The following is a 17,393-nucleotide window of genomic DNA, read 5'->3' as shown; positions in this document are numbered from 1 at the left end:
ACGAAGGGCCGATGGCCTGGCTTCGCCTAGAGCGAGGGATCGCTTGACGCCCCGACACGGACCTCCAGGCCCGCCGCCGCGAACACCTGAGCGAGTGCGGGCGCCGGCGCCTCGTCGGTCACCAGCAGATCGACCGCGTCCGCGCCGAACGCGTGAACTAGCGCGCTATGGCCGAATTTCGCGTGATCCGCCGCGACCACGCGCTGCTCGGCCTGCGCAAAGGCCGCGAGCGAAAACGCGACGTCGCCTGGCAGCGCGTCCATGAAACGGCCCTGCATGTCGATCGCCGTGACCGAGACGATCGCGTAGCGCACGTGGAACTGGCGCAGGAACGCCAGCACGCTGTCGCCGAAGGAGGCGGAGTCGTCGGGACGCAGTTCGCCTCCCGCGATGAACACACGGTTGCCGTTGCGCGGCGCCAGCACGCGAGCCACTTCGATTGAATTGGTCACCACCGTGAGGCGGGAACGCGCAGTGAGCGCCTGAGCGATATGCAGACAGGTGGTGCCGCCCTCGAGGATCAGCGAGTCACCGTCCCGCACCAGTTCAGCAATGCGCGCGCCAATCGCCTGCTTGCCTTCGCGGCTTGCCACCATGCGCCGCTGGAACGGCGGCTCGTCGAGACGCTCGGGCACCATGATGCCGCCATGAACCTTGATGAGCAGGCCGTCGGCGATCAGCGGCTTGATATTGCGGCGGATGGTTTCGTCGGAAACCTCGAAACGGCCCGCCAGATCGGTAATCGTGCAGGTGCGCTGCTCGCGGACGAGTCGCAGGATTTCGGCTTGGCGTTGGGTAGAGAACATAGGGTACGGATCAGGATGGCAGCGCCCAGTCTAGCAAACACCCTCATTATTCGCCAAGAAAACCCAACGCATTTCCATACAAACCCACAATCCGGATGGCAACGCTCAACTCGCCCTGACTTCTTCCAGCAGCTCCGGATGCCGGTCCAGCACTTTCAACAGTTTGATTAGAGCGAGCGGCGGCCGGGTCTTGCCATTTTCGTAGCGCGAAAAGGCGTTCACCCCCCCGCCGAAAATCTCCGCTGCCTCGCGCTGGTCCAGATCGAGCTTCTTGCGCACAGCGGCAATGAAGGCAGGATCCACTTGCGAGGCATTCACCTCTTTGTTGAAAGCCAGCATCATTTGCCCGGTGCGTGTGGCTTCGTCGATGTCGAGCACCGCCTCGTCACACGCCGGACAATAGTCACCCGTGACGGCTTCGAATACAGCCGTCTCGCCCTTGTAGACATAGCGCATATTGCGCGTATCGCGCACCAGTTCGGCCGCGCCGCAGTTCGGGCATTTCATGCTCACCACTCCTTGAATGACACGACAAGAACGTCGTCGATCACCGTCAATTTCAAATAGACCATGCCTGCTTCCGTGACGGCACAGTAGACGTCCTGCCAGACCCGATGGTCCGCGTACGTGGTCATGCTTTTTCGAAAATTCCCGCGCTCGAGCGACAGCAATGTCTCGACGATTGCCGCGGGTCCGAGGCCAAGTGCCGCGGCTCCAATCACGGCCGATTTCGTGATTCTGATGTTCCCCGCACGCGCCAAGCTTTGAACCTCGGCCAGCTTGCAATGAGGCGTACTTTTTTCCAATCTCGCCTCCGGTGAATATTAACCTACTTGGTTATTAAAAGATAGTTTTGCCGTCTGCTTACCAACGCATCACCCGCATCCTTTGACCCCTCGCGAGCCAAATCGGTCGTTGCTTTTTGTCAAGTTTTGTTGCAATCTACGCGCGTTAATTCAACTTATTTCCACATATGTCCACACCCATCCCCACCCACGCTCGCGTCGTCATTGTCGGGGGCGGCATTATTGGCTGTTCGGTCGCCTATCACCTCACCAAGCTGGGTTGGACCGATGTGGTGCTGCTGGAACAGGGTCAACTGTCGTGCGGTACGACCTGGCACGCGGCCGGCCTCGTCGGCCAGTTGCGCGCGCAGGAAAGCATGACCAAACTGATCCGCTACTCGACTGCGCTCTACGCCGAACTCGAAGCCGACACCGGCCTCGCGACCGGCTGGAAGCAGTGTGGCTCGCTGTCGGTCGCGCGCACGACCGAGCGGATGACGCAACTCAAGCGCACCGCCGCCGTCGCGCGCGCCTACGGCGTGGCGTGCGACGTGATCAGTCCCAAGGAAGCCGGCGATCTATGGCCGGTGATGCGCACCGACGACCTGCTCGGCGCCGTCTGGCTGCCAGGCGACGGCAAAGCGAATCCCACCGACCTGACCCAGGCGCTTGCACGTGGGGCTCGCACACGCGGCGCGCGCATCGTCGAGAACACTCGCGTCACGGCGATCCATACGCGCACCGCGCTCGAAGACAAGGCCAACGGCACAACCGGTGCACGCGAAGTCAGCGGCCTCGCGTGGCGCAACAAGGATGGCGAAGAAGGCACGCTCAGCGCGGATATCGTCGTGAATTGCGCGGGCCAGTGGGCAAAAGCGGTGGGCCGCCTGTGCGGCGTCACGGTGCCGCTACATTCGGCCGAGCACTACTACATCGTCACCGAGCGCATTGCCGGCGTGCATCCGGACCTGCCGGTGATGCGCGACCCGGACGGCTTCATCTACTTCAAGGAAGAAGTGGGCGGTCTCGTGATGGGCGGCTTCGAGCCGAATGCGAAGCCGTGGGGCATGAACGGCATCCCGGAGAATTTCGAATTCCAGTTGCTGCCCGATGATTGGGATCAGTTCGAAATCCTGATGGAAAATGCGCTGCAACGCGTGCCCGCGCTCCAGACAGCGCAGGTTAAACAGTTCTACAACGGCCCGGAGTCGTTCACGCCGGATAACAATTTTATGCTCGGCGAAGCGCCCGAATTGCGGCGCTTTTTCGTCGGCGCGGGTTTCAACTCGATGGGTATTGCCTCGGCGGGTGGCGCGGGCATGGCGCTCGCCGAATGGATCGTCGCGGGCGAACCTACGATGGACCTGTGGCCGGTCGACATCCGCCGCTTTGCGCGCTTTAACGGCAACGACACGTGGCTGCACGATCGCGTGAAGGAAACGCTTGGCCTGCACTATGCGATGCCGTGGCCAAATCGTGAACTCGACAGCGCGCGGCCATTTCGCCGCTCGCCGCTGTACTCCCTGCTTCGTGACAATGGCGCCTGCTTCGGCAGCAAGATGGGCTGGGAACGCGCCAACTTCTTCGCGCCGACGCCCGCCGAAGCTCGGATCGACTACGCGTTCGGCCAGCAGAACTGGCTGCCGTGGAGCGGCGCCGAACATCGCGCGTGCCGTGAAGGCGTCGCGCTGTTCGACATGACGTCGTTCTCCAAATTTCTGGTCAAGGGACGTGATGCAGAAAGCGTGCTGCAAGGCATCGTCACCAACGACGTTGCCGTACCGCCCGGCACCACCGTCTATACCGGCATGCTCAACGAGCGTGGCACGTACGAGTCCGACTTCACGCTGACCCGCCTTGCCGACGACCAGTATCTGATCGTCTCCGGCTCGGCGCAAACTACGCGCGATTTCGACTACATCGAGAAGTCGATCCCCCACGACAAACACTGCACGCTGGTCGACGTCACCGGCCAGTACGCGGTGCTGGCCGTGATGGGTCCGCGCTCGCGCGAACTGCTGCAAAGCGTGTCGAAAGCCGACTGGAGCAACGAGGCGTTTGCGTTCGGCCAGAGCCGCGAGATCGATCTCGGCTACGCGACGGTGCGCGCCACGCGGCTGACCTACGTCGGCGAACTCGGCTGGGAGTTGTACGTGCCCGTGGAATTCGCGGTGGGCGTCTACGAAACACTGCATGCCGCGGGCAAGGCGTTCGGTCTCGTCAACGCAGGCTATTACGCCATCGATTCTTTGCGTATCGAGAAAGGCTATCGCGCGTGGAGCCGCGAGTTGACGCCGGACACCAATCCATTCGAAGCCGGTCTGTCGTTCGCGTGCAAGCTCAACAAGGACATTCCGTTCCGTGGCCGCGATGCTTTGCTGAAATTACGCGCCGAACCGCTGCGTCGACGCATGGTCGTGCTCACCGCGGACGGCGCCGCCGATCGCATGCTGTGGGGCGGCGAAGCGATTCTGCGTGACGGCAAGCCCGTCGGCTTCGTCAGTTCGGCGGCGTTCGGGCACACGCTCGGCTGTCCTGTTGCGATGGGCTACATCAACAATCCGGACGGCATCGCCGATGCGGCGTATCTGAACGGCGGACAATACATGATCGACGTCGCCGGCGATCTGCTGCCGGCAACCGTGCATCTGAAAGCGCCTTATGATCCGCGCTCGGAACGGGTGAAGAGCTGACGGCCGCCGCGCGCCATACTCGAGAACACCCCGTCGCGGCGGATCAGCCCATGAAACAGCGCTGCCGCCAGATGCAGCAGCACGGTGGCAAACAGCGCGAATGCGAGCCACGTGTGCAACGCGCGCAGTACCGCGAACAGTTCGACGTTGTGCGGCGCGATCGGCGGCAAATGCAGCGGACCATATAGCGCGACCGGATAGCCCGCTGCGGACAACATCGCCCAGCCGATCAATGGCATCGCCGCCATCAGCGCATAGAGAACGAGATGCGACAGCCTGGCGGCGATGCGCTGCGGCGCCGGCATGTCCTGCGGCAGCGGCGGCGTGCCGCGCCTGATACGCAAGCTCGCGCGCAGCACCACCAGCAGCAGCAACGCAATGCCAAGCGGCTTGTGAATTGCGATCAACGTGTTATGCGCATGCGACACCGTCGCGACCATCGCCACCCCGATAAACAGCATCGCGACGATCAGCGGCGCCATCGTCCAGTGCAGAACGCGCGCGAGCGGACTGAAATGTGCGTGCGTCTGCCTCATGACTGGCCTCCGTTTTTCCGTGCTTGATGGATCTCGGGATGCAGCGTTTCTTCGCGCGTGCGGCGCTGATAGGACAACGCGTAAGCCGCCGAGCGTGCCGCGAGCAGCGGATCGTTCGACGGACGAATACCCGTCGGCAAGATGGTCGGATCGAAATTGACGTCGCGGCACGTACCGTCTTCCTGCGACGTCGAACGATCGATCACCAGCGTGCCGGCATCGATATGCTGACGATCGTCGGGCCATTGCATCGTTGCGTCGTCGATGGGATCGCCCGGCTGCGCGACTGTCAGAATCAGATGCCAGCGCAGCGGTCCGGTTTGCAGGCGCTGATCGAGATCGGCCGCGAGAAAATTCTTTTCGGTTTTTTGTGCATCGGTGATCGGCGCGTACGGCGTTTCGGGCACCATGGCCCAACGCACGGCACGCTTGTTGCCGGCACCGTCGGTAAACCAGAATGCATTGATGCTGTAGTACGCGGCGTTCGCCAGACTCGATGACGGCGGATGCGCTTTCACCCATGCCTGAAACGGTCTGGTTTCCGGATTCGCGTCGTAAAACGCTTTCAGTCTGGCTGGATTCGGTTTGCCGGTCACGGCATCGGGTTTCGCCGCCACCAGTTGCTGATAGAACTGCTCGGGCGTATGAACCGCGAATACGGGTGTGGAATTCATTCCCGTGCGCCATTGCTCGCCGTTCTGCAATTGAAACAGCAAAGCCATACTGCGCACCGGAGAGCTGGTGTCGGGCGCCGACGGGTTGCCGCCCGGCACCGCAAAGCGGCCCGTGACCGGCGTGCGGCCGGCGGCGAACACGGCGGCGCGCGATAGCGCCGTGCCGTTGCCGTTACTGTCGAAATAGCCGGCCACGCACAGGCCTTTTGCATGGTTGCGGCGGTAGCCCGGATGGGGCTGCCCGGCCACCGCTTCGAAGGTATTGATGAAACGCGGCGCAGTGAGCCGCGCGGGCGTCAGCCAGCCCGCGGTATAAGCGAAGCCGCCGGCAAGGACAGCGACGAGCGCGCCGATCGCGGCAAGCCGGCATGGCACGCATAAGGGTTCAGAATGGGGAACGGATGGTTTTGTCACTACGACTCCTTGACGCCCGGAAAGATGCACTCATCGGTGAACACCGAATTCAGCGATCTATTCCATCCGATATCCGGCGCGTCCGTTCGCGCCGGATATCGATCCCTTCAATTGGCGTTGCCCGTCGCCGCGCTGCCGCCCGCGACATGGCTCGCGGCGGCCGCCTTTGCGGCAAGCGCCTGCTTGTTGTGCTCGACCTGCTGGGCAAAGACGGGACTCACATCCGGGTACGATGCATCGGTGACGTAATCAAGGCCGTTCTGTTGGGCTTCGATCAATTCCTGGTACACCTGAGCACGTGTCTTGCCCTCGGCAAAGACGCTCGATGAAGCGGCAAGAATCACAACGGACAATGCGGCAAAAGCGATCTTCTTCATGATGAACTCCAGAGAGTTTTGTGCGGGTTCGCATGAGGGAAAACCACAGGCTGGCGGTTTTTATTCCTGCTTTGACGCTTCGAAAAAAACAAACTTCAACCGGGGAATAAAACCGCCTCAGCGCGTGTTTGCCGTTTGCTAGCTGAAATCCGACGCACGCCGACACCATGACCTCAACCGACGCCCCCTCCGACTCGCCGCTTTCCGAAGCCGATATTCAGGCCTACGCCGATGGCACGCTGAGCCCGGAACGCGCCGCGTTTCTGCGGGACTATCTGGGCAAGGATCCGGCGGAGGCACGCCGGGTGGCGTTCTACGGGAGATTGAACGCACAGATGCAGCAAGCCTTCCAGACCACCGGCGAACCCGTTTCGAACCGCGCAGAGGGAGCGCACGGCGTGCCCGGCCGGCTGAAAGCCGCGAAGCGTCCGGGCAAGGTCTTCAACACACTCGCAGCGCTGGTTCTGGCGCTGGCGGCCGCGAGCGGCTGGCTTGCCGCCACCCAGGTGTCCAGGCAGGCGCTCGACAATGCCGCCGTGATGGCGTTGGCGGAAATCGCCGCCGCGCCCTATCCCGCCGCGTCGCCGACGCGAACGGATTTGTCCGCACCCGGACTCGCCGCGATAGGGCTGCGGCTCGTGGATCAAAGGGCCCTATCGCTCGGCCCGTTCCAACGCGCCAACGAATTCGTCTATCTGAACGAAGACAATCAGCCCGTCGTGGTGATGTCCACCCTGGCACTGTTTGCACACGCACAGCCGCAGTGGACCGCCCGCCGTATCGGTGAAATCCGCTTGCTGACGTGGACGGCGCAGCGCCAGCACTTTGTCGTCGCGGGCGATGCTCGTACTCGTCGCCTGATGCGCGCCGCCGACGCGATGACCATGCGCTAATCCGTGCGCTGACTTTTCCCGCCACGCTGCAAAAAACAACGGAATAAAATGCGCTCACGCGTGTTCGCAGTTTGAATGCGCGTGGCGGTCCAATCGACCGCCGCCTACCCGGCGCCTTACGAGAAGCCCCATGATCGGGATGAAAAATGGATGTCCGTGACGAGTTGATGGAACATGTGCCGCGCTTGCGGCGCTATGCGCGAGCGCTAATCAACAATCGCGATCTCGCCGACGATCTGGTGCAGGACACGCTCGAACGCGCGCTCGGCCGCACCGGCATGTTCCAGCCCGGCACCGACCTGCGCGCGTGGCTGTTCACGATCATGCATAACGTGTTCGCCAATCAGGCGCGTAAGGCTTCGGCGCGCGCCGTCCACGTGGCGGTCGACGATGCAAGTGTCCACGAAAGCGAGTTTGCCGTGCCGTCCGATCAAACCCGCTCGCTGGAAATGCGTGACCTCGACTACGCGTTGCAGCGCCTGCCGATCGAGCAGCGAGAAGTCGTATTGCTGGTCGGCCTCGAGGAAATGAGCTATGCCGACGTGGCCCTCGCGCTGAACATTCCGCTCGGCACGGTGATGTCGCGTCTTTCGCGCGGACGCGAGCGGCTTCGGGCGTTGATGGCGGGCACGCAGCCCGGTGCAAAATTACAGGTGGTGCGATGAGCGACCAACATACGCCGATCGGCGAAGAAGACCTGCACGCCTACGTGGACGGAACGCTGTCCGACGAACGGCGCGTCGAAGTGGAGCGCGCGCTCGAACAGAACCCCGAACTGGCCGCCCGCGTCAGCGACTATTTCTCGCTGAACAACATGTTCCATGAACGCTATGACCGCGTGCTGAGCGAGCCCGTGCCCAAACGTCTGCAGACCCCGGCGGCCGGCAAGCGCCGCTGGAATATTGCTGCCAACTGGCCGCAGGTTGCCGGCATGGCAGCGGCGCTGGTGATGGGTGTAGGCATCGGCATGGGCACGCATATGGGCCGGGACGTGGTCGCGCCGATTGCAGGTCAGGCGGATATGCGTCCCGTTAGCGCGGATAGTTCGGAAATGCTTGCGCGGCAGGCCGCGGTGGCGCATGTGGTCTACATGCCGGCTATCGATCGGCCGGCTGACATGACCGCGGATCACGAACAGGATTTCGTGCAATGGCTGTCCAACCGGCTCGGCACCAACGTGCATCCGCCGATGCTCTCGAAGAGCGGTTTCAACCTGTCGGGCGGCCGCCTGTTGCCGGGCGCCGACGGGCCGACTGCGCAATTCATGTATCGCGGGCCAAACGGCGAACGCGTGACGCTGTGCATCTCGCATCGTCAGGTGAGTTCGAATACCACGGCGTTCAAGCTGTATCAGGACGGGCCGGTGAACGTGTTCTACTGGGTCGATGGCGACTTTGGCTATGCCGTGTCGGGCGGGATCGATCGCAAGGTGCTGTTGCAACTCTCGCACGACGTGTATTCGCAGTTGACGGGCGTGGCGCCGGGTTGAGAGGCCAAGCCGAACTGCAATAGCGGGCTCAGTTGGCTGAACCGCTGCCGCGATCGAGCGACGCCGCGCGCATGGCGTCGCCCGGATTGCTGAAGAACTGCTGACGCAGTTGGGCGACCTGCGCGTCGTGTTGCTGAGGCGGCAAACCCTGTTTGTCAATTTGCGCGCGCTGGCTCGCGTAGTCCGCATAGCGGGCTTGCCAGGCGTCGTCGGCTTGCTGCATCTGCACGACGCGCTCCGCCGCTTCGGGCCCAAGTGTCTGCGTGATCTGCGCACGCATTGCATCGAGCGAACCGCCTTGCTTCTGCGCCTGAGCGATCGCGTCGAGCGCGGCCTGCTGCTGGCGTGCACGCTCGTGAGCCGCGCGCACTTCCGGCGGGAGTGCGGCGTCGAGCGCGGCGAGGCGGCCCGCTTTCTGCGCGTCGCTGAGCGAGTTATTCGACGCGATGCGCAGGCGGGCCAGATCGGTGTGTTGCCGCTGCGATTCAGCGCCGAAGAACGGCTCGTTCCATTCCCCCAGCAATCGCGCGCCCAACGCGTCGCGCTGATCGAGTGAGAGTTGCAGCGCGTCGAAGTTCGGCTTTGCGCCGCCCGGGTTCTGGCTTTGGCTCTGCGTCGGAGAACTGTCCGGTAATTGCGCGAGCGCCTTGAGATACGCGTTGTAGCGCTGCCAGACGGTCAGCGCTTCGTCGGCGGCCGACGTGCCGTCGAGTTGTGCCGCGATCTGACGGCGCACCACGGCGTCGAGCGTCGCCGCTGAAATTTCATTTTGCGTCGTCAGGAAGTAATCGAAGAAATCGCGGACAGCACGCGTCCGCGCGAGGTGGCCATGACCGTCGGTTGCCAGGCGCGGCGGCGACGATCCGTCGAGCGAAGCGGGCAATGCTCCGGACATCGATGCGTCTGCGGTCGCGGTTTTACTCACAGCAGGCGCCTGTTGCGCAGCACTCGCGGCACGCGCAGTTTTTTGTGCCGACGCTTCATGCGTGAGCGGCGCACGACTCAGCCACAACGCGGCGCCGGCCGACAGCACGCCCACAGCGATAAAAGCCAGCCATTGACTCCGCGCACTGCCCCGTTGCCGCCCAAAACGTCCTACTCGCCCCAATCGACCCAATCGCCGCATCCGCTCACACGCCTTGCGTCTTCAACCGGTTAGCCTGCGTACGGATCACCGCAACCGGATCCGCTGCATTCGCGCCGCGTACGCCGAGCAACTGGTTGATTTCGTCGAGGTGATTCCACTTATAGCTGGTACTGAGCACCTTGCCGTAGAGCGCGCTGCACACCGAGACGAGGCCGTCGTTCTGCCCCGACTGTCGGCTCAGCATGATGGCGCCGGTGCCGTACAAAACGAGTGTCGACGGATCGAGGACGTCGGCGGCATCGAGCGGCGCGACACTGGTGTCGGTAGCACCTGGAATGCCCAGTATCGACGTGGGTTGAATCGCGCTGCCCGCCCACGAATACAACAGATGCGTGTTGCCGTTGACGGTTTCAGTCGCCGCGCCGGTTTGACACGAACCCGGTGCGCCGAGACCCGCGCTCGGATAGCGCAGGTTGTAGGCGGCGGCGTTCGCTGTGGTCAGCGTTTGCAGCGCGGCTACCGCGTTCTGGTTGGTGTTGTGACTGCTACTCGTCAGGATGCCGAATATATTCGCGAAGGCGCCGATGATCGGCGTCGAAAGACCGGTCGGGTCTTTTTTCAACGCGTCCTGCACGAAGTCGGCGAACTCCGAACCGCGATGCGGCGTGCCGATGGTGGTCACCGAAGCGACGAGTTCCGGCGCGACCGCCGCGACATAGCGCGACGTCAAGCCGCCCTGGCTGTGACCGATCAGGTTTACCTTCTGCGCACCGGTTGCCGCCAGAACCTGCTTCACGTAAGCGAGCAACTGTTCGCCACGGCCGTTCGGACCGTCGTCGCTTTGAAAACCCGAAAGGTTCGCCACATACACGGTTGCACCGTGCTGCTGGAGGTCCGACTGAATGCCGTACCAGTAGTCGAGTACGCCGAGGTACTTGTCGGTGCCGGTAAGGCCATGTACGAGGATGATCGGATAGCGTGTTGCCGCGTAATCGTCGCTGGCGGTATTCGATGTCGCGGCAACCGCGCGATCGATTCCGGCCGGCGTGGCAAGTGTCAGGAGTACGGCGAGCGGCGCGTTGGCAACAGCCGCAGCGATCGCCCAGGCGACGATGCGAGAACCCTTCGATTTCGACATATGACGGCCTCCGGTTGCGAAGTCCGCGTATTTAGCTATACAAATCGAGTGAGGGCAATAGAGCGGGAACTCCAAACTGCTTATGCTGCAGTGCGCTCTGAAGCCCTATCGCAGTGTCGCGATGCGGCGGGCATTGAAGCGTTCGAGTTCGATCATGTTGTCTGGATTCGCGCTTGACTTGACCAGTTCCCGCGGCGTTACCCCCAGCAACCGCCCCATCCAGTGCGCCATATGACTCTGATGCGCAAAGCCCGTCTCCAACGCGATCTGACTTGCGCTCAAGCGGCCTTGCAGCAGGAGCGCACGGGCCCGCTCCACGCGCCGCTGCACCACGTATTGATGCACCGGCATACCGAGCGTCTCGCGAAACAGCACCTTGAAATGTGGCACGCTCAACTCGGCGTGCGCGGCCAGTTCGGCGAGCGTGAGACGTTGATCCAGATGCGCTTCGATAAACTCGATCACGCGCGCGGCAGTTTTCGGCGCCAGCGTACGGCGTTTGTTTTCGAGCTTGTCGAGTATCGGCGCGCTGCCGATCAGCCGCACCAGCATCGCCGTACACAGGCTTTCAGCGTAAAGCGGATCGGACGCATCATCCGCTTCGAGTTCGGCGCGTAAGGCCCAGGCCAGATGCTGGAAGCGCGGATCGCGCATCTGGAGCTGCGGACGCAGCCGCGCTTCACTCGTTTTCAGTTCCAGTTGCTCGACGGTGCGCTGCGCGAAGTCCTCGCCGATCCACACGCTGAAAATCGTGCAGGCGGCTTCATCGGTCCACTGCCCGTCGACGCCCGCGGGAATCACATCGGTGTCGCCATGCGCCTGAATCCGGGAGTAGCGCCGCTCGTTGCACATGCAACGCGCCTTGACCGGCGCGCCGACATGCACGCCCACGCGATGATGCTTGAGCGCCGGAATCCGGTGCAGTCCGGCTGACACGTTGACCAGATCCGCGCCAAAACCCTGCCAGCCGAGCGCCTTGCTGGAACGCAATACCAAGCGGGAACCACTGTGCGGTTGCAGTATCGGTGTCACGGCATTCATTGCTCTCCCTCGTGGATGACGGCCAACGTGTGTGCATTGTGCTGCGTTTTTCGTCGCGATGCTTGAGCTCGCGCTGCCACAATCGGCATGCTGCGTCGCCGCAGAACAAAACAATCATCCGAATCTGCGCAAGACGATCCGCGCCCGCGCGTTTCTCGTTCCCGGCCTCCCTAAGATGACGACATACCGAATCAGCGAGGAGCCGAACGTGTTTGTGATCTTTGGAGCAGCAGGCAATGTAGGTAGAGTGAGCGCGGCGGCATTGCGCCGGGCGGGCTGTGACGTGCGCGCGGTGGTCCGTAACGGCGAGCAAGGCGCGCTGCTGGAGGAAATCGGCTGCGAAATCGCCGTTGCCGATCTGCTCGACGCCGCCTCGGTCGCGCGCGCTGTCGAAGGGGCATACGCGGTACAGATACTGTGCCCGGTGCCGCGCGCCGATGCCGATCCCGCAACCACGATGCGCCGCGTGATCGACGTGAGCGCGAACGTATTGCGTGCCGACCCGCCGCAACGCGTGCTCGCGCTCTCGGACTACGGCGCGGAACATCCGAGCGGCACGGGCATTACGACGCTGTTTCACACCCTCGAAATGCGGCTCGCGCCCATTGCCGCGCAATTGACGTTTCTGCGTGCAGCGGAACACATGCATAACTGGGCGCGCCTCTTACCCGTCGTGCTCGCGAGAGGCGTGCTGCCGAGCCTGCATCATCCGTTGACCAAGCTGTTTCCGACGGTCGCCGCCGAGGACGTCGGACTGCTGGCCGCCGAACTCCTGCTCGACGAGAGGCCGGCGAAAGAGGCGCCGCGCGTGGTCAGTATCGAAGGCGAAACGCGCGTCAGCGCGTTAGACCTCGCACACACGCTCGGTGCATTGACGCAGCGTCAGATTACGGCCTACGAAGTGCCCCGCGGCGAATGGGCCGGGATGCTCGAGGGCGCGGGACTCGGCGCGAATCACGCACGTCTCATCACGGATCTGTACGACGCGCACAACGCGGGCCGCATCGACGTCGACACCGGGATCAGCGAGCGGCGCTTCGGCTCGACCACGCTCGCCGACGCCTTCGCGGCGATCCTGGCGCGCGTCGCCGCAGCCTCGCCGGCAAGCGCCGCCGCACGCTGAACGGCACTCGCGATAGGAGAAACGGCATGCATACCTGCCCTTTGCTGCGCGTATCGATGAAATCACGGAAAATCGCCGCGCGGCGTCCACTGCACGCGCGCGGAACGACGAGCAGCCGCGACTGGACGGCGATTCTGGAGATTTCCGCGGGCCTTGCGGGACTGGTCGGCTGGCGAGCGCTTCAGGACGTGCTCAACGCGATTCCCGACAGTAACGACGACTTCAGTCTGTTCTGACTCACCGGCCCGGGCGAACCACCTGTGCACCGTGGGCGCGCCTCAGTTCCGCCAAAGCTGGCCACCTGAGGCCGCACTCTATTGACGAAAACAACGTGTTAGCGCCGGCTGCCGTTTGCAAAAGGCGGCCGGCGACTACGCGTCGGTTATTCGTTCTCGTCGAAATAGTGCCCAAACTTCAATTGCTTGGTGCGGATATAGCGCTCGTTTTCCTCGCGCATCGGAATCGCCAGCGCGACCCGCTCGCATACCGGAATACCGTGCTTCGACAGCGTGTCGAACTTCTCCGGATTGTTGCTCATCAGGCGCACCGAGGTCACCTTGAGCGTGCGCAGAATGCCCGCCGCCGAATCGTATTCGCGCGAGTCGTCGGGCAAGCCGAGATCGAGATTGGCCTCGACGGTGTCACGGCCCTGCTCCTGCAGCGCATACGCGCGAATCTTGTTCGACAGGCCAATGCCGCGCCCTTCGTGGCCACGCAGATAAAGCAGCACACCGCAGCCTTCGGCCGCGATATAGCGCAGCGCCAGATCGAGCTGCTCGCCGCAATCGCAGCGGTACGAGCCGAGCACGTCGCCCGTCAGGCACTCGGAGTGCAGGCGCGTCAATACGGACGACTTGTTGGCGACGTCGCCCATCACAAGCGCGAGATGTTCGGCGCCGCTTTCGCACACGCGAAACACGTAGGAGGTGAACGTGCCGTAGCGCGTGGGGAGCGTGGCGGTAGCGTCGAGGATGACGCATTCGCCGTTGATTGCGCCGTCTGCTGCTGGCGACGGATCGTGAGACGTGAGCATGGCGTTGGACAATGGTGCTGACATGAACCCGATCAAACCGGGGATAAGGTACAGACAAGTACGGACTGGGAGTTTACCGCTAATCGGCGCAACGCACCCGGATGTCCATGCGCCGCGCAAGGAACCGCCGTGGCGCCGCGCCGCTCCCGAACGCTAACCCATGCCGGATATGCTGCGCGCCACAGGTATTCCCGAAGTACTTCCAGCGGCGCTGCGCGCCTATACTGGAATGGCCTGTCCCTCACGACAGCGCGCCGCATCGGCGTGCTGCACTGCGAAACGGAGCCGCTCCATGACAAGCGTTGCACAGCTTCTGAAAACAAAACCCAATCACACCACCGTCTTTACTGTCGAGGCCGACGATTCCGTCTACGACGCGATCAAGCTGATGGCTGAAAAAGGCATCGGCGCACTGGTCGTAACCGAGGGCGACAGCATCGTCGGGATCGTGACGGAGCGCGACTATGCGCGCAAGGTCGTGCTGATGGACCGTTCGTCGAAGGCCACGCCGGTGCGCGACATCATGAGCAAAGCCGTGCGTTTCGTGCGCCCGGACCAGAGCACCGACGACTGCATGGCGCTGATGACCGAACGGCGCATGCGCCACTTGCCGGTGATCGAAAACGACCGGCTGGTGGGCATGGTCTCGATCGGCGACCTGGTGAAGAACATCATCGCCGAGCAGCAATTCACCATCCAGCAACTGGAGTTCTATATCCACGGCGAGCGGCCCTGAGATTCGCCGCAAGTCGGGTGTGCGACTCGCTGCCGGGCGTAAGCCGGCCTAGGCGGGCACACGCGGGCGCAAAAAAAGCCCAATCCTTGAAAGAGGTTGGGCGAAGCTACCTTGCGGCAGCGGAGGTTCCTGTTTTGACAATGCGCGCCGCGTCCGGTGCGCATTGTCATATCCGTATCGAACTGCTGACTGCTTGCTAAACGTCGAGCGTGCGCTCAATCGATGCACGCTCGACGAACTTCATGAGGCTACGCACCTGAGCGCTTGCAACGCTTCATTGCGGCCCCTCATTGCAGCCCTCCAATCAGTTACCGAAATAAACCGACTTCGGGCCGGACATCGGCTGGACCACGCCACCCGCTTGTGACGAACCGCTCACCGTGCCGCCATAACCACTGGTATTCGCGACCGGTTCCTGCGTCTGCGCGACGGCCGGATTCTGCGCCTGCACACGGCTTTCGGCGGCCTGAATGTCAGACGGATAGTTTGTGTCGTTGCTGGTGGCGGGGTTGTAGCCCGCCTGTTCCAACTGGATCAACTGGCTGCGAACTTCCGCGCGGGTCAAGGGTTGTTGGCTCGTTTGAGCGAAAGAAGCGACCGGGGCGGCCAGAATGGCTGCAATAGCGACTGCCTTGATGAGCGATTTCATGATGACTTACCTCCAGATCTGATTTTTTGCTTCGCTTGCCACACCATGTGAGAAGCGAGTGATTCCAGTCTAGTCACCCGATCATCGAGGGAAAACCCTTAATTACGAGATACATAATTGTTCGATTCGAAAGAATGCGGCGGAACCGACGTAGGAGCCTGATTGAAGTGCCGTCCTTACCGTAATAATTGTCGGGATCGTAACCTTTCTGTCTGATGTTCCGACAATTTCACTCATTACGCATGTTTCGCCGCATCACACGTCACTAAAGATCAATCCGGCGCGTGGGTCAAAGTTTCGGCGTGCGGGGGCAGCAGCAGCTTTCGTGGTCCGCTGACGAACGCACTGCCGGGTTCAAAAAACCGCAATGGCCGATGCATTTCGCGCGATAAGCCGATGCGTGTCGTCACGCCGATCGGCACATCCTTCTCTATCACGCCGATCCACAGGTCACGCCCGGTGCAAAGATCGCGGCCGTCGAACGACTGACCGATGCCCAAGGCCGTGGTGAGCCGGCCAGGACCTCGCGCAAGATCGCGCAGCGGCACGCCCGGCCGCCGCGCTTCCATCAACGGCAAGCCTTCCAGCGGTTCGATGGCGCGCAGCAGAATACCGGCGCCGATATCCTCCGCTTCCGCGGACATGTTCAGCATGTACGAGAGCCCGTACGTGAGCCGGATATAAGCGTGGCCGGGAGCGAGAAACATCGAGCCGTTATACGGGCGACGGCCAATAAATGCGTGGCTGGTCGAGTCACCGACCGGATACGCTTCAGTCTCGACAATCCGGCCGCTCATACGGCCTTCGGGAAGATCGTGCACCAGGTATTTGCCAACCATGAAACGCGCCAACGCGGTCGCATCAGGCGGCAAATCGTCACGAAGCAATGGCAAGATGGGTAGCGGTTGTTTCGGCATGCGGTCCGGATGGATCGTTAGGCGCGAGGCGCAAGGTCGACGCAGGCGCGAGCGGGGCACTCAGCGGACACGCCCGAGCGTGTCGCGCACTGCATCAAGCGATAAGCGACATAAAGCGCCATCGGCCCGTACTCATCCGCCCATTCGTTGTACCAAAACCTCACTTCCGGGCAGCGGCGCGATCACCATGGCACTAATTGGAGTATCGTGTGTTTCCGGCCCGCAGCACAGCCCTTGCCGGCATGCGTGTGTTCAAGCGCACCTGTTCAACTTACAGTTTGCAAGAAGTCGCACGATCCGCAGCAACGTTCCATTCAGGTTTGATCCCGAAGTACCGCTGGCGTAGTACACCGGCCCATCCACGGGCCGTCGTGTTCATGACAATAGGAGAGAGTTGAATGAAAGCATTCCAGGCAATCAAGATGGTCGGCGGCGCGCTGATCGTTCTGGCATCGGTCAGTGCGTACGCGCAAACCAGCGATGCCGCGGCTACGGCAGCCCCCATGGCTGCTTCGGCGGCGCCTAACGCCAAGTCGGCCAAGAAAGCCGACCGTGCATTGGGACGCAAAGTGCGCAGCGCACTGTCGAAGACCAAGGGCCTGACGGTCAGCAATATCACGGTGCGCGCACGTGGCGGCGCAGTGACGCTGGCCGGCACGGTGCCTGAGCAGCCGCAAGTCGACCTCGCCACGCAGGCCGCGCAAGCCGTGCCGGGCGTGACGTCGGTCAAGAACGCACTGTCGATCCGTCCGGTCGGACAGTAAAACCGCGTCAGCAGCCTTAGTGCTACACCGGGCGCAATGCTTCTCGCAAGGCGGCGCGTCCGGACTGAAACATCCAGTCTGTTTCCCCTGAATTTCCACGCAATTGCCAAACCCGGCTGTTGCGCACCTTCGCCACTGCGTCGGCGCAATCCGTCCCGCAGGCTCACAAAGCCTCGTCCGCCGAAAACTTTCCTTTATAATTTAATGCGTTAGGGCGCGTTGTTGACGGGATGGTTTA

20 protein-coding genes are annotated in these 17,393 nt (G+C 62.5%); 8 read left to right on the top strand and 12 right to left on the bottom strand.

Going from position 1 to position 17,393, the window contains the following annotated elements; translation table 11 throughout:
- Positions 1-26 precede the first annotated feature (26 nt).
- The 3 genes from HWX91_RS34985 to HWX91_RS34975 form a co-directional block, all read right to left on the bottom strand.
- The gene (locus tag HWX91_RS34985) at positions 27-806 is read right to left on the bottom strand and encodes a DeoR/GlpR family DNA-binding transcription regulator (RefSeq protein WP_028197206.1); all 780 of its coding nucleotides are present in this window, start codon (positions 804-806) and stop codon (positions 27-29) included.
- Positions 807-911: 105 nt separating this feature from the next.
- The gene (locus HWX91_RS34980; RefSeq protein ID WP_028197207.1) at positions 912-1,313 is read right to left on the bottom strand and encodes a type II toxin-antitoxin system MqsA family antitoxin; all 402 of its coding nucleotides are present in this window, start codon (positions 1,311-1,313) and stop codon (positions 912-914) included.
- A 2-nt stretch (positions 1,314-1,315) separates the two neighbouring features.
- The gene (locus tag HWX91_RS34975; RefSeq protein ID WP_028197208.1) at positions 1,316-1,612 is read right to left on the bottom strand and encodes a type II toxin-antitoxin system MqsR family toxin; all 297 of its coding nucleotides are present in this window, start codon (positions 1,610-1,612) and stop codon (positions 1,316-1,318) included.
- A 167-nt stretch (positions 1,613-1,779) separates the two neighbouring features.
- Between HWX91_RS34975 and HWX91_RS34970 the strand changes: the two genes are divergently transcribed.
- Positions 1,780-4,284 carry a GcvT family protein gene (locus HWX91_RS34970; RefSeq protein ID WP_028197209.1) on the top strand — a complete coding sequence of 835 codons (2,505 nt, stop codon included), beginning with the start codon at positions 1,780-1,782 and terminating at the stop codon, positions 4,282-4,284.
- On the opposite strand, the gene HWX91_RS34965 is transcribed toward HWX91_RS34970, so the two are convergent.
- From HWX91_RS34965 to HWX91_RS34955, 3 genes are all read right to left on the bottom strand, one after another.
- The gene (locus tag HWX91_RS34965; protein ID WP_028197210.1) at positions 4,251-4,820 is read right to left on the bottom strand and encodes a cytochrome b; all 570 of its coding nucleotides are present in this window, start codon (positions 4,818-4,820) and stop codon (positions 4,251-4,253) included. The two genes, HWX91_RS34970 and HWX91_RS34965, sit on opposite strands and share 34 nt — an antisense overlap.
- Positions 4,817-5,908 (bottom strand): catalase family peroxidase, encoded by a 1,092-nt coding sequence (locus HWX91_RS34960; protein WP_028197211.1) that lies wholly within the window; start codon positions 5,906-5,908, stop codon positions 4,817-4,819. Before HWX91_RS34960 ends, HWX91_RS34965 begins: the two co-directional genes overlap by 4 nt.
- Before the next feature lie 107 nt (positions 5,909-6,015).
- A complete protein-coding gene (locus HWX91_RS34955; RefSeq protein WP_028197212.1) occupies positions 6,016-6,285 on the bottom strand; it encodes a DUF4148 domain-containing protein in 270 nt (89 codons plus the stop codon).
- 167 nt (positions 6,286-6,452) lie between these two features.
- Between HWX91_RS34955 and HWX91_RS34950 the strand changes: the two genes are divergently transcribed.
- The 3 genes from HWX91_RS34950 to HWX91_RS34940 all read left to right on the top strand — a co-directional run bounded on the left by HWX91_RS34950 (position 6,453) and on the right by HWX91_RS34940 (position 8,667).
- Complete coding sequence (locus HWX91_RS34950; RefSeq protein WP_028197213.1) at positions 6,453-7,178, top strand: anti-sigma factor family protein; 726 nt, start codon at positions 6,453-6,455, stop codon at positions 7,176-7,178.
- Positions 7,179-7,324: 146 nt separating this feature from the next.
- Entirely contained in the window at positions 7,325-7,843 is a 519-nt protein-coding gene (locus HWX91_RS34945) for a sigma-70 family RNA polymerase sigma factor (RefSeq protein WP_028197214.1), read from the top strand.
- Positions 7,840-8,667: an anti-sigma factor family protein gene (locus HWX91_RS34940; protein WP_028197215.1), complete on the top strand. Its 828-nt coding sequence runs from the start codon at positions 7,840-7,842 to the stop codon at positions 8,665-8,667. Before HWX91_RS34945 ends, HWX91_RS34940 begins: the two co-directional genes overlap by 4 nt.
- A 28-nt stretch (positions 8,668-8,695) precedes the next feature.
- On the opposite strand, the gene HWX91_RS34935 is transcribed toward HWX91_RS34940, so the two are convergent.
- The 3 genes from HWX91_RS34935 to HWX91_RS34925 form a co-directional block, all read right to left on the bottom strand.
- Positions 8,696-9,793 (bottom strand): lipase secretion chaperone, encoded by a 1,098-nt coding sequence (locus HWX91_RS34935; RefSeq protein WP_081833096.1) that lies wholly within the window; start codon positions 9,791-9,793, stop codon positions 8,696-8,698.
- 4 nt (positions 9,794-9,797) lie between these two features.
- Positions 9,798-10,892: a triacylglycerol lipase gene (locus tag HWX91_RS34930; protein WP_028197217.1), complete on the bottom strand. Its 1,095-nt coding sequence runs from the start codon at positions 10,890-10,892 to the stop codon at positions 9,798-9,800.
- Between the two features lie 105 nt (positions 10,893-10,997).
- On the bottom strand, positions 10,998-11,933 hold the full coding sequence (locus HWX91_RS34925; protein ID WP_028197218.1) for an AraC family transcriptional regulator: 936 nt from the start codon (positions 11,931-11,933) through the stop codon (positions 10,998-11,000).
- 208 nt (positions 11,934-12,141) lie between these two features.
- On the opposite strand from HWX91_RS34925, the gene HWX91_RS34920 reads away from it, so the two are divergent.
- Together HWX91_RS34920 and HWX91_RS34915 are read left to right on the top strand one after the other, a co-directional pair.
- Positions 12,142-13,056, top strand: coding sequence for an NmrA family NAD(P)-binding protein (locus HWX91_RS34920; protein WP_042275324.1), 915 nt, complete (start codon positions 12,142-12,144; stop codon positions 13,054-13,056).
- Positions 13,057-13,082: 26 nt separating this feature from the next.
- Positions 13,083-13,292, top strand: coding sequence for a hypothetical protein (locus HWX91_RS34915; RefSeq protein WP_028197220.1), 210 nt, complete (start codon positions 13,083-13,085; stop codon positions 13,290-13,292).
- Positions 13,293-13,438: 146 nt separating this feature from the next.
- Here the strand turns inward: HWX91_RS34915 and ribA are convergent, their stop codons facing one another.
- Positions 13,439-14,089: a GTP cyclohydrolase II gene (gene ribA, locus HWX91_RS34910; protein WP_028197221.1), complete on the bottom strand. Its 651-nt coding sequence runs from the start codon at positions 14,087-14,089 to the stop codon at positions 13,439-13,441.
- 292 nt (positions 14,090-14,381) lie between these two features.
- Here ribA and HWX91_RS34905 point away from each other — a divergent pair, with 292 nt between their 5' ends.
- Complete coding sequence (locus tag HWX91_RS34905) at positions 14,382-14,825, top strand: CBS domain-containing protein (RefSeq protein ID WP_028197222.1); 444 nt, start codon at positions 14,382-14,384, stop codon at positions 14,823-14,825.
- 304 nt (positions 14,826-15,129) lie between these two features.
- Here HWX91_RS34905 and HWX91_RS34900 read toward each other — a convergent pair whose 3' ends face one another.
- Entirely contained in the window at positions 15,130-15,474 is a 345-nt protein-coding gene (locus HWX91_RS34900) for a DUF4148 domain-containing protein (RefSeq protein WP_028197223.1), read from the bottom strand.
- A gap of 272 nt (positions 15,475-15,746) precedes the next feature.
- Positions 15,747-16,391: a DNA-3-methyladenine glycosylase gene (locus HWX91_RS34895; protein ID WP_028197224.1), complete on the bottom strand. Its 645-nt coding sequence runs from the start codon at positions 16,389-16,391 to the stop codon at positions 15,747-15,749.
- Between the two features lie 398 nt (positions 16,392-16,789).
- Here HWX91_RS34895 and HWX91_RS34890 point away from each other — a divergent pair, with 398 nt between their 5' ends.
- Entirely contained in the window at positions 16,790-17,155 is a 366-nt protein-coding gene (locus HWX91_RS34890) for a BON domain-containing protein (protein ID WP_028197225.1), read from the top strand.
- The last annotated feature ends 238 nt before the right edge of the window (positions 17,156-17,393 follow it).

The sequence above is a fragment of the Paraburkholderia fungorum genome (assembly GCF_902833645.1).
Classification (GTDB): domain Bacteria; phylum Pseudomonadota; class Gammaproteobacteria; order Burkholderiales; family Burkholderiaceae; genus Paraburkholderia; species Paraburkholderia fungorum.
Note: the sequence above shows the minus strand (reverse complement) of the source record. Positions and strands in the feature narration are given on the sequence as shown.